The organism is Bartonella sp. MU37NMGALS (assembly GCF_042194015.1).
Lineage (GTDB): Bacteria > Pseudomonadota > Alphaproteobacteria > Rhizobiales > Rhizobiaceae > Bartonella > Bartonella grahamii.
In genome coordinates this window covers 1-12,548 of the sequence record NZ_JBHIML010000022.1, presented here as the reverse complement: position 1 = coordinate 12,548, position 12,548 = coordinate 1, and the positions used below count along the sequence as shown (strand labels likewise).

Annotated in this window: 6 protein-coding genes; 5 read left to right on the top strand and 1 reads right to left on the bottom strand. The window is 36.8% G+C overall.

Features of this window, described 5'->3' with window-relative positions; genetic code table 11:
* The 4 genes from ACFIJP_RS07890 to ACFIJP_RS07875 all read left to right on the top strand — a co-directional run.
* On the top strand, positions 1–267 hold a 267-nt coding region (locus ACFIJP_RS07890; protein ID WP_375626799.1), incomplete at its 5' end, for an autotransporter outer membrane beta-barrel domain-containing protein.
* Between the two features lie 1,200 nt (positions 268–1,467).
* Positions 1,468–3,945 (top strand): autotransporter outer membrane beta-barrel domain-containing protein, encoded by a 2,478-nt coding sequence (locus tag ACFIJP_RS07885; RefSeq protein ID WP_375626797.1) that lies wholly within the window; start codon positions 1,468–1,470, stop codon positions 3,943–3,945.
* A 638-nt stretch (positions 3,946–4,583) separates the two neighbouring features.
* Positions 4,584–7,013: an autotransporter outer membrane beta-barrel domain-containing protein gene (locus ACFIJP_RS07880; protein ID WP_375626795.1), complete on the top strand. Its 2,430-nt coding sequence runs from the start codon at positions 4,584–4,586 to the stop codon at positions 7,011–7,013.
* A 144-nt stretch (positions 7,014–7,157) separates the two neighbouring features.
* Complete coding sequence (locus tag ACFIJP_RS07875; RefSeq protein WP_375626793.1) at positions 7,158–8,378, top strand: autotransporter outer membrane beta-barrel domain-containing protein; 1,221 nt, start codon at positions 7,158–7,160, stop codon at positions 8,376–8,378.
* A gap of 257 nt (positions 8,379–8,635) precedes the next feature.
* Here ACFIJP_RS07875 and ACFIJP_RS09825 read toward each other — a convergent pair whose 3' ends face one another.
* Positions 8,636–8,980, bottom strand: a complete 345-nt coding sequence (locus ACFIJP_RS09825) for a hypothetical protein (protein WP_404978544.1) — start codon at positions 8,978–8,980, stop codon at positions 8,636–8,638.
* A 28-nt stretch (positions 8,981–9,008) separates the two neighbouring features.
* On the opposite strand from ACFIJP_RS09825, the gene ACFIJP_RS07870 reads away from it, so the two are divergent.
* Positions 9,009–11,585 (top strand): autotransporter outer membrane beta-barrel domain-containing protein, encoded by a 2,577-nt coding sequence (locus ACFIJP_RS07870; RefSeq protein WP_404978543.1) that lies wholly within the window; start codon positions 9,009–9,011, stop codon positions 11,583–11,585.
* The last annotated feature ends 963 nt before the right edge of the window (positions 11,586–12,548 follow it).

Here is a 12,548-nt window from a genome sequence, read left to right as displayed (position 1 = left end):
AAAACCATTTCCACTGAAAACAGCCGTCCTATGTCTTTCTATGGAAAAGTAAACTTGATCAAAACTTTTGGTGATGACGGTACCATTCATATTGGTAGAGACTTTGACCTTGATCCTATGGGACCTGCAATTGAAGGCGGTATTGGCGTCAATGCACAACTATCTCACAATTTCTCCCTTCATGGTGATGTAAGCTATCAACAAAAGCTTCAGAAAACTGGTATAAGTGGTGCTAGCTTTTCAGGTGGAATACGCTATCAGTTTTAAATCAAGGCTGTAAAAATAGCCTATTCATTCTATTCAATTTAACAGAAAGGCAGCACAATATGCTGCCTTTTTTAATCTATGTAAGCCACTATCCTTATCCCCCGAAACTTTTTGCTTTTCTCCTCAATGATCTCCTTCCCTCCATTTACACGAGTTCCGCGGCATATTCATTATCGAATTTGTCTATAAAGCTAAGCAAAGTGTATTTTTAGACAATATAAAGAAAAAAACATTGGAAAAGATAATGATAAAAGAAGCTCTCTCTTCATACCTTTTCTATATTTATTCTCCTGTTTCTTCAATCCATTAGCTTAACACCACCTGTAAGGATTCATTTATATTTCCATGTACCATTTTTTTAGGCCAACCATTTTGACAATACTTATCCCTCTTATTCTATACAATATATTGATTTATAAAGATAATTATTTATTTCTCATGTTGAATGAGAGTCCCAAATATCGTAGGATGCTCTCATTTCAAACTTGTTTCTTGTTGAATCAATCAAAAATTTTCTTACACGTTACAAGCGGGGCTGGCGTGTGGAGCGAAGTTATGTAAGAAAAACTTAAGCCGTCCTATAATGAACTGCTCAAGAACCAAGAGCTTCTCAAAAACATTGGGAGCTAGCAAAGTGTGTGATGGGCTTGTTCTTTTATTAAGCGTAAAGGTATCAGCTTGCTCTTTCGTAAGCGTAAAGATGATAGGACTCTATGGCTTTAGCTTTATAGCCCTCATAACCACCGTCGCGAAATGGGCAGTGCAGCCTTAGAAAAATAGGCTACTACCCTTAAGGAAAAGTCTCTTTTAAGAAAGCCTGTAAATAGCCCCCCTCATCTCTTCTTCTTATAGCAGAGAAAATTTGCTGATCGTTTTGGTGAGTGCATAAAATAATACACCTCAACGCTATAGAGCTTTCATAACGATTATCCTTAATAGACAATTTTAAATATCATATTTCATAGTGTTTTTAGCATAAACTTGACCAAGCCAGGTTTTATGAAATCGATTTTTTCCGACTTTTTATGATCATGAAAAAAGCTTTTCTTAAGAAAAACTTCAAATCATAGAGAACACCATAAATATAATTCGTTTTGTTATTTACAATAAAAACATAATGATATAAAATCGGTCGTGTACTTGCGCCATCAGGGGAATGAAGTAAGCATTCAAAGCATACCAAATACTAAAGGCATATCTATGTGTAAGAAATATATTTATAAGAAAAATTTTTTGTTATGTACAATTGCTGGAACTTTCATTTTTTCTCATTTTGCTCCAACTTATGCAAATAGACAACCTCCTGAAATTATTAGTGAGTTTAAGCTGGAGAAAGGAGAAGAAAAGACTCTTAATAACGTTTTTATCCGCAATGGATTGAGCGCAGTACACGCCTCTGAAAAGGCAATTGCCACAATTACGAATTCAACAATACATTCAGCTTCGTTTGCTTTTGCCGTATCACAAGGTGGACGTATTAATGCTAAAGAAGTGAAAGTCAATGCCTTGTATACTGGTCTATCGATTTCAAACGGTATCATTAACATTGAAGATTCATTCATAGAAAGCAAAAGAAAATCCGGTATTATTTTTCATAGCATTTTAGATGTTTTTGTGAAAGATGGTGAAGAAGTTATCAATAAGGCAATTCTTAACAATACAAAACTTCTTGTGAAAAATGGTGTCGGTATTTTAGGACCATCATCTTCAAAGTCTGTTGCCGAGGTTCAACTTAGAAATTCAGAAATTCGTTCTGATGTATTATTACAAAACAATGTAAAAAAGAAAACAGATCCAGATCCTCATCCTGTAACTTTTGTATTAACTGCCGATAATTCGATTATGGAAGGAAGAGCAAGAACCTTAGCCGTAAATACGACTGTTTTTAATTTAAACAACAATAGCAAATGGTATTTAAATGTAAGTCAATACGACGTAAATCGTGATTTTAGTTTATTTAATTATGCACTGCATGACATTAAGCAACGAGCGCTATCTACCGTTTCAGTACTGAACTTTAATAATAGCTCTATTGTGTTTAATCCGCCACATGTGCTGGCAAAGGGTCAATATCAAACCTTGAGTGTAGGACGAACAATTGAGCTCCCTAATTCACACGAAAACAGGGACTCCGCTATAAAAACCGTTTATAATGCAGTAGGCAATGCAAGAATTTATTTCAATACAGAATGGAGTGATGGTTTAGAAAGAGAACAACAAAAAACGGACCGCCTTCTTGTCCATGGGGATGTATCAGGTACCACAACAATTAGCTTCAATAGCCTTTCAAAAGGTGAGCCATCAAAAGAAGAAGCTTCTATTCCCGCGAATATGCGTGGACTGTCGCTCATTCAAGTATCTGGAAAAGCAGATGAAAATGCCTTCAAACTAGCAAATGGCTATGTCACAATGGGCGGTTTGCCTTATAAATATGTCTTAAATGCCTATGGACCAACATCACGTCTTGGAGAAGCAGAGAGCACACAAAGCCATTTAGGAGAAGTAACTCAACAATCACAAGAAAAGTCCTCAAAAACCGACACGACCCCCGTTGTATTAGGTGGAATGGTTTTAAAGATTGAGAATAATATAAAAGGTGAATCAACACCAAATTCTGAGCAAATAGGGAGCACACAAAACCATTTGAGAGAAAATCAGAATTTCTGGGATTTCCGCTTGCAAAGTGCAACGCTCGATGATGAAGGAAAGATCAGTGCTCTCGTTCCTCAAGTGGCAAGCTATTTGTCCATGCCTAACGCACTATTCTCAGCTGGACTGGCTGATGTAAACAATCAAAACACTTTACTGAACACGACACAAAAAACAGGCTTTGAGAAAAAAAATCATAAAAACAAAGGGCTCTTCTTCTCGACTTATGGCAATAAGATGACATTATCCTCTCACCGTACGCCATTGCAATATGGCTATGGTGCCGATATTCACTATGCTGCTTTACAAGCAGGCTTTACATTAGTAGCTCTAGAAGATCAAAACATGACCACCAATGTAGGGCTTTTCGGAACATATGGGAAATTAGCTTTCACCCCAAAAGATATGGAAGGTGCTGACAAGAGTACACTCAATAAATGGTCAGTTGCTGCATATAGTGGACTGCGCCATAATAATGGTACATATATCCATGCTCTCTTTTCCTATGGAATGTTCAAGGGAAATATCACTACAGCTCTCATAGGAAAGACTGCAGAATTGAAAAACGCTGATACATTCAGTGCATCGGCGACCATTGGACAAAAGTTCGAAACCAGTACGAAAGGATTGGTCTTTGAACCACAAGCACAAGTCGTTTATCAACGTCTCATGCTTGGCACACTCTCAGATGTCGATGGCTTTGATGTAGATATGGGAAATCCTCATCAATACTTAGTGCGTGTTGGTGGGCGCTTAACACAAACAACGATTTCTAGCCAACAAGACTCTACCCTTTCTTTCTATGGTAAACTAAACGTTGTTAAAGCTTTTTCTAACAATAGCACAATACAGATTGGTGAACCATTCCACCTTGATTCTATGGGAGCTTCTGTTGACGGTGGAATTGGTGTAAATGCACAATTATCACAAAATATCGCCCTTCATGCTGATGTTAACTATCAACATAGACTTCAAAAAACTGGTATATCTGGAGCAAGCTTTTCAGGCGGAATACGCTATCAGTTTTAAGAAAAGGCAAAAAAATTTATAGTCTATTCATTTTTAATAAAAAAGCGGTACGAATGTACTGCTTTTTTGCAATCTTCCGGAAAGAACCATTAATAACGGTTCTTTCTATACAGCTTTCTTAAAAGAATTAATTTCATTCAAACCAAATGCAATAAAATTTTTTATCTTTCAATGACTATTGAAGTCTCAAGAGAACTGCCTTTTTGATTTATAAAAATCGAATGGGTTCAATAAAAATTGTTGTATATCAATAAAAAATACAAAATATTTTAGTTTTTTTCATCAAAAAAAATTCATAGTGAATAATTCTATATGCAAGAAAACGACCTGAAAGCTTTTTAGAGTTCTCCTAACAATAGCCTTAAGCAATAAACATCCTTGCAAAATATTTTGGTTCTTAGCACTTTAAAACAAAAATACTTATCAAGCTAGGTTTTATGAAATCGATTTTTTCCGACTTTTTATGATCATGAAAAAAGCTTTTCTTAAGAAAAACTTCAAATCATAGAGAACACCATAAATATAATTCGTTTTGTTATTTACAATAAAAACATAATGATATAAAATCGGTCGTGTACTTGCGCCATCAGGGGAATGAAGTAAGCATTCAAAGCATACCAAATACTAAAGGCATATCTATGTGTAAGAAATATATTTATAAGAAAAATTTTTTGTTATGTACAATTGCTGGAACTTTCATTTTTTCTCATTTTGCTCCAACTTATGCAAATAAACAACCTCTTGAGATTCCTACGGTCCAAGTAGCTAATGGAGAAGAGAAGAGTCTTCATAATGTTTTTGTTCGTGGTAAGTATGATGCCGTAGTTGCTAAGAAAGGTCATATTACCATTACAAACTCAATAATGCATTCAGGCTTTACTTTGCTTTCTGCAACGTCAGCTGGTCAAATTAATGCCAAAGGAATTGTGGGAGAGGCAGAAGAGCAGGGTTTATCACTCACAAACGGCACAATCCATATTGAAGATTCAACATTAAACGTCACAAGCCATAGCAAAGCCTATGGTATCAACTTTGGTTATATTCTAAGCTCTACAATAAAAGAAGGAGAAGAAGTTGTAAACAAAGCAATTCTTAATGATACAAAACTTCTTGTAAACGACGGTGTAGGTATTTTCGGACCTTATTATTCTAAAACTAACGCAGTGTACCTTAAAAACTCAGAAATTCGCTCTGATATGTTATTAAAAAATGAAGTCTCACCCTTCGTCGAGATTCAGCCTACTACTTTTACATTAGACGCTGATAATTCGATTATGGAAGGAAGAGCAAAAACGCTTCCTCAAAATACAACGATTTTTACCCTAAACAATAACAGCAAGTGGCATTTAAAAATTAGTCTATTTGAATTGGAAAATAGTTTTAGTCTATTTGATTACAAGCTCCTTGATCTTAAGAAACGTGCACAATCAATCGTTTCAGTCTTAAACCTTAATAATAGCTCTATCATATTTAATGCACCACATAAACTAGCAGACAATCATTATCAAACCTTGCACGTGGGAAAACAACCAACAGCTGAAGTTGCGAAAGCAGAGCAAAACAGGAGCTCTGATGCAACAACAGTTTACAATGCATTGGGCAACGCGAGGATTTATTTTAATACCGAATGGAGTAATGGCCTTACAAAAGAACAACAAAAAACTGACCGTGTTCTCGTTCATGGTAATGTCTCAGGCACCACAACAGTCTATTTCAATAATCTTTCAAATTCTGCAAAACCATTCAATAATGAAGAAGCAGAAGGTTTTATTCCTTTGAATATGCGTGGTCTCTCTCTCATTCAAGTTTCTGGGCAAGCCAATGAAGATTCCTTCAAACTTGCCCATGGCTACACCACAATGGAAGGCTTACCTTATAAATACGTACTCAATGGCTATGGACCAACATCCAACCATGGGAAAGCCGATAAGGCACAAAGTCATTTAAGCAGAATATCACAGGAATCAAAAGAGAAAGATGCGCAAAATACTAATGTATCATCTCTTGGGAAAGTAAACAACGAACAAGCCCCTTTAGAAGAAAATGGGGATTTCTGGGATTTCCGCTTGCAGAATGCGACTCTTGATGATGAAGGAAAGATCAAAGCTCTTGTTCCTCAAATGGCAAGCTATTTGGTTATGCATAATGCAATATTTTCCTCTGGCTTGGCTGATATAAATAATCAAAATACACTGTTAGATAATATGCACTCAACAGTTTTTGGATTAGAAGGTCATAAAAAGAAAGGGATTTTCTTATCAACTTATGGCAACGAGATGACGTTATCTTCCAGCCGTAGTCCATTGGAATATGGTTATGGTGCGGATGTTCGTTATGCTGCTATACAAGCAGGCATGACATTAGCAACGTTAGAAAATCAAAACATGACTGCGAATCTTGGTCTTTTAGGCACATATGGAAAGCTTGCTTTTACACCAAAGGATATGGAAGGTTCTGACAAAAGCATACTGGATAAATGGTTCTTTACGGCATATGGGAACCTCCACCATGACAATGGTCTCTATGTTAATGCACTTGTCTCTTACGGCATTTTAAACGGACATATTACAACAGCCCTTATCGGCAACACTACAGAGTTAAATAATACGGATACATTAAATATATCAGCTACCGTTGGACAAAAACTAGCAACTGGTGTTGAAGGGGTGTCCTTTGAACCACAAGCACAACTTATTTATCAACGTATTGTATTTGGCACTCTTTCGGATATCGATGGCTTCCAAGTTAATATAAAATCCCCTCATCAATGGTTAGTCCGTATTGGAGGGCGTTTAACGAAAACAATGCTCCCCATTGAAAAAGATCGTGTTCTTTCTTTTTATGGTAAATTGAATGTCATCAAAGCTTTTGGTGAGAAGCGCACTATCGATATTACTGAATCTTTCCATCTCGATTCTATGGGCTCTTCCCTTGAAGGTGGCCTTGGCATTAACGCGCAGCTTTCTAAAAATATCGCACTTCATGCTGACGTTAATTACCAACATAAACTTCAAAAAGCTGGTATCTCTGGAATTAATTTTTCCGGTGGAATGCGTTATCGCTTTTAGAAATCTTAGCTCTGTATTTTGACACATAAGCAGCGCTGAGATGAAAACGGTGCTGCTTATATTTTACTACATTACAAAAAACGTAGTGTGTCAAAAAGTGGTTCATTTTTAGCAAAAAAAGAAAATATCTTAAGGAACATCTCTATGCATAAGAATCTTTTGTTATGTACAGCCGCTTGTGCTTTGTTTTTTTCTTCTTTTAACTTCACATCTACCAGTATTGCCTCTGGTCTAAGCCCTCAAACACACCATGCCCTTGATTTAATAAACACACCAACGCAAGCAGAAAAAACGACTCTTAACACATCCACAAAAGCTCATGTGAAATTACCCACAAAAGTTAAAAGAAGCGCTCCCGCTGATACCGAGAGCACCTCTAAACTTACAGATAATGAAGCAGCCGCAACTTCTGCTTCTCTTGATTTGGCAGAAAAAAGAACAATTCTTACGCCACAAAAAGAAAGCTCTTTAGTCATGCCTATCGCAATATTTGCTGTTGGGTTTTCTGATGTCAACAATCAAAATATCTTGTTAGACAATATGCAAATAACAATGTTTGAACCCAAAGATGATCCAGAGAGAGGCATTTTCTTATCCTCTTATGGCAATAAGAACACCTTTTCTTCTAAGGCTCAAGCAGAACAAAATGATATTCAAGCAGACATTCGCTATGCTGCATTGCAAGCAGGGGCGACATTAATAGCGCTAAAAGATCAAAATATCAGCAGTAACTTTGGTCTTTTCGGAACATATGGGAAATTGTCTTTTAGTCTTAAAAACAAAGAAAGCTCTCATAAGAATATGCTTGATAAATGGTCACTCACCGCATATGGAAACGTTCAGCATGACAGCGGCATCTATGCAAGTGCATTTCTCTCTTATGGAGTTTTCAAAGAAAATAACACCAAAGCTTCCATCAAACATACCTCAAAAGTAAATAATAGTAAAACATTAGGGGCCGCTGCAACTGTTGGTCAAAAACTGTCAACCAGTTTGGAAGGTGTAATCATAGAACCGCAAGCACAACTTGTTTATCAGCGTCTCATGCTTGGCTCTTTCTCAGATGACGATAACTCTAAAATAGACATAAGCAAACCTCATCAATGGTTGCTCCGTATTGGTGGACGTTTGACGCAAAACAAAGGCCATGCCCTTTCCTTCTACGGCAAACTAAACGCGATCAAAACTTTTAGTAAAAACTTTCCGCTTGCTGCTATGGGATCTTTAATCGAAGGTGGTTTTGGTATTCAGGCACACTTATCTCAAAATATCGAGCTTCATAGTGATCTCAGTTACCAACATAAATTCAAAAAAGCGGGCATATCTGCAATAAATATTTCCGCTGGAATGCGCTATCACTTTTAAAAATACTTGTATTCGCATCTTGAAATATAAAGCACTCTCATTATGTTTCGTTTTGTCTCTTACAAAAGAAACATAATGATGTTAAAGTTTTATCTTTTATGAGAGAGGGGAAATATTTAGGAATACATCTATATGAAAAAAAGTTTTTTACTATACACAGTTTCTGGAGTTCTGTTTTGTTCTTCCACCAGCTTGTCTTATGCTCTTCATGATACGAATGCACAACCTACAATAGATCTCCCGTCTCCACAACCCGCTCATTCAAATGCATCATCTTCATATCCACCTTTAACATCTAGCTCTACAAGAACGATCATACCCCCTCCTCTTACAAAGAGTGAATCTACAACGCCTACTCCTACGAGCACTCTACCTTCCACAACCAAACTTGAAGGAAATTTAGTTCGAAATACAATTTCTTCTTCAAAACAAAACTCTAATCTTAGCCAAGGAAATACACAAACATCAAAGACTAAAGTGGCAGAAGGTGTACAATCTAACCCTACAGCCACACAAGATACTCTTACACAATCTCCAACGACAGAAATAGCTCCAACAGCAGGAATGGAAGTAAAATCTAGAAGACGTTCGGGTGTTTCCACCTCTTCTACAAACTCTTCCAGAGAAAAAATGTCCGAAAATTCTGCTGTATCCTCACAGTCAGAACCTCCTCAACCTGCACCGAATTTACAACCAACACCTATAAACTTAAAACCTACAAGAGCGGAACCTACAAAACCGGCAACAGAGCTATCGCCAGCGCTTAAAGAACCAGAACTCGCACAGCCAATATCTTTAAGACCAGAAACTGGAAAACCAGCATTATCGGTACCACCAAAATCTGTAAAACCAGCGCCCGTACAATCTGCCTCTGCACAAAAAATATCTGAAAAATCAGAGCTTAAAAAACCAATAAAACAACCTGAAAAGTCTACACAAATTGAGGATATAAGCTCCAGAATTGAGGCTGAAAACGGTAAGACCATAACGCTACATAACAAAAAAATTCAAGACAATGGTTTTGCTGTACATGCAGAGGGAAATAATTCAAAAATCAACATGATAGGGGGAACAGTTGATGCGCGTTTTGTTGCACTAAGTGTATCAGATGGTGGAGAAATTGATGCTACAGGTATTACTGTAACAACAGAAACAGTTGGTTTGCTAAACATAGAGGGAACAATCAAACTGAAAGATTCAAGCGTACATGTCACGGGTAATCATGAAGTGGACGGTATTATTTTCCGCAACAATCCGTATAGTGCCCCTAGAAAACGATATACACCCAATGCTGAAAGGAATGCCAACGCCGTTCAAGAACAAGATGGTGCCAATATTGCCGATAAAGTAACTCTAGAGAATACAAGGATTTTCGTTGAACATGGTAGAGGTATCAACCTTTATGGAACAGGCATAAACGGTGAAGTCAACCTTAAAAATTCAGAAATTCGTGCCGATATTTTATTAAAAAATATAAAAAACGAAAATGCTTTCACAAACACCCTTACACTGGTTTCTAACCACTCTTCTTTAGAAGGTGGAGTGAGAACTTCTAAAGATAATAGAACTGTTTTTGATCTAAAAGAAGGGACAAAATGGCTTTTAAAGGCGAATAAAAACGCCCAAAATAATGATAATGTTTCAGATGACCATGTACAGTTTGGTGTTGATAAAAAATCATACTCTAACCTTTCTGAATTGCGCCTTACAGACAGTGCCATTATGTTTGACAAGCCAGTGGAAGGACATTATCAAACTCTGTTTATAGGACCTAATCTTCCGAAAAGAAATGAAATAGCTCATACAGCAGCGGTTTACAGTGCAACAGGTGTTGCAGAAATTTATGTAAATACTCAATGGAATAAACATTCTCCTATCACGGAGCAACAAACCGATCGCATTGTGATTAATGGTGATGTCTCAGGGCGTACTGTTGTTCGCATCAATCTCCGAAAAACAGATAAAAAAACAACCGATAGCTCTGCTGTTTGGGGAGAACACATGGCGTCACTTCCTTTAGGGACACATGGGATTTCAATCATTCAAGTTTCCGGACAAGCAAACGAAAATTCCTTCACGTTAGCAGGAAACTATATGACAGTAGGGAAACAACCTTATAAGTATGTACTTACAGGCTATAAACCTGGAACATCTCATGAGAGCCAAAACCTTTTTGGTAAGAACAGTAATTTCTGGGATTTCCGCTTACAGAATGCCTACATTGATAAGGATAAAAAAGTTCGAGCACTTTTACCACAGGTAGCAAACTATTTAACCATATCTAATGCTTTATTTTCTGCTGGATTTACTGATGTCAGCAATCAAAACACGTTGTTAGACAATATGCGAACAACAGTATTTGGGGCAAAAGACAATAAAAAGAATGGTATCTTTTTCTCTTCCTACGGCGAGAAAGTCACCTTATCTTCCAACCGCGATCCACTACATTATGGTTATGGTGCTGATGTAAACTATACTGCTTTACAACTGGGTGCCATATTAGCCGCCTCGGAAGGCAAAGACATAAGCACACATTTTGGTTTTTTAGGAACATACGGAAAACTTGCCTTTACGCCAAAAGAGATGCAAGATTCTGAAAAGACAACACTTGATAAATGGTCTCTTGCCGCTTACAGCAGCATCCAACATAGCAATGGTATATATGTAAACACACTTCTTTCTTACGGAAAGTTAAAAGGAAATATTACCACAGCTCTTGTTGGAAATGCCGCAAAACTGGATGGTACTGAGATGCTTAATATATCTGCAACCATTGGTCAGAAATTAGCGACCAATACAAAAGGATTGGTATTTGAACCACAAGCACAATTCATTTATCAAAATCTCATGTTTGATATCTTCTCAGATGCCGATGGCTTAAAAGTAGACATGGGCAACCCGCATCAATGGTTGGTGCGGATTGGTGGACGTTTAACAAAAACTATAATGGCTGCTGAAGAAAATAAGGCTGTCTCCTTCTATGGTAAAATGAATGTAATCAGAGCTTTTGGTGATGGTAAAACCATAAAAATTGCTGATACCTTTCATGTTGATCCTACCGGCTCTTCAGTTGAGGGAGGCATGGGGGTGAATGCATATCTTTCTCAAAATATTGTATTAAACGCCGATATCAGCTATCGGCAAAAACTGCAAAAAGCCGGTGTATCTGGCACCAATTTGTCTGGCGGGATACGTTATCGTTTCTAAAGCAGAAGCTAATTTTAACTTAAATAAAAGAGCAGCACTTTGTGCTGCTCTTTTATTTAAACTTATATTTTTTTTAATTCTCAAAAATCATTATCACATTAAAGAAGATTTTAACTTATAATGTTTCTTTTACATATTGAATAAAAAACTGAATACCATAGCATTCTCTCATCAAAACACCCCATGCATAAAGCTTTTGTGCCTTATATCACCACACTTCAAGCGATGATATTTTTACAGCACAACAGAATAAGCATTCATGCAGATTTTTAAAAAAGTCAGCCCCTTCTTCGCTGTGGACGCTCCATTTATTTTAGATGATCTGCATTCAATATACCTGCTATAAAAACTTGCTATCTGTTATAAATTCTTAAAGGCATATTTTTCCTCTAAAATCTCAATGCCACACCAACTCCACCATAAGACAATACATTGATTTATAAAGAGTGTTCATTGTTTTACATGTTAAATAAGAATCCAGAATAGCGTAAGATTATTTCATTTCAGACCCGTTCCATGTTGAAGCAACAAAAACCATATCTCTTGCAAGTTACAAGCGGGCAGAGCCCTTTTGGATAAAAACTATTAAGAAATGATTAAAAATACCCCTAATGAACCGTCTCAAATGCCAAGGATTGTAGCAACACCCACGAGCTAGCAAATATGCGCCTGCTTACTCCTTTATGAAGCGTAAAGATCGTGGTGTTCAATGGATTTACCGTTATACCATTCACGGATAACATGTAAGTTTTATGTAAAAATAACTTGCTGTATTTATACAGCTTTTTTACAGTGAGGGACGCGTAAATAAAAGTTAGGGAATAGGATTTTCTAACATTTCTCTATAAAGCACGCTTCGCACAATGTTTCTAATGTTTCTTTGAAATCTGCTAACGCTTCTTGATGTAAGCCATCTAAAAGTCTCATAAACGCAACAACAGTTTCACGTTGCAACGGAGTAGA

Excerpts from the sequence above, each read along its gene's own strand:
- ACFIJP_RS07885 (WP_375626797.1), top strand. The coding sequence starts at position 1,468 with ATGTGTAAGAAATATATTTATAAGAAAAATTTTTTGTTATGTACAATT.
- ACFIJP_RS07870 (WP_404978543.1), top strand. The coding sequence starts at position 9,009 with ATGTCCGAAAATTCTGCTGTATCCTCACAGTCAGAACCTCCTCAACCT.
- ACFIJP_RS07880 (WP_375626795.1), top strand. The coding sequence starts at position 4,584 with ATGTGTAAGAAATATATTTATAAGAAAAATTTTTTGTTATGTACAATT.
- ACFIJP_RS07875 (WP_375626793.1), top strand. The coding sequence starts at position 7,158 with ATGCATAAGAATCTTTTGTTATGTACAGCCGCTTGTGCTTTGTTTTTT.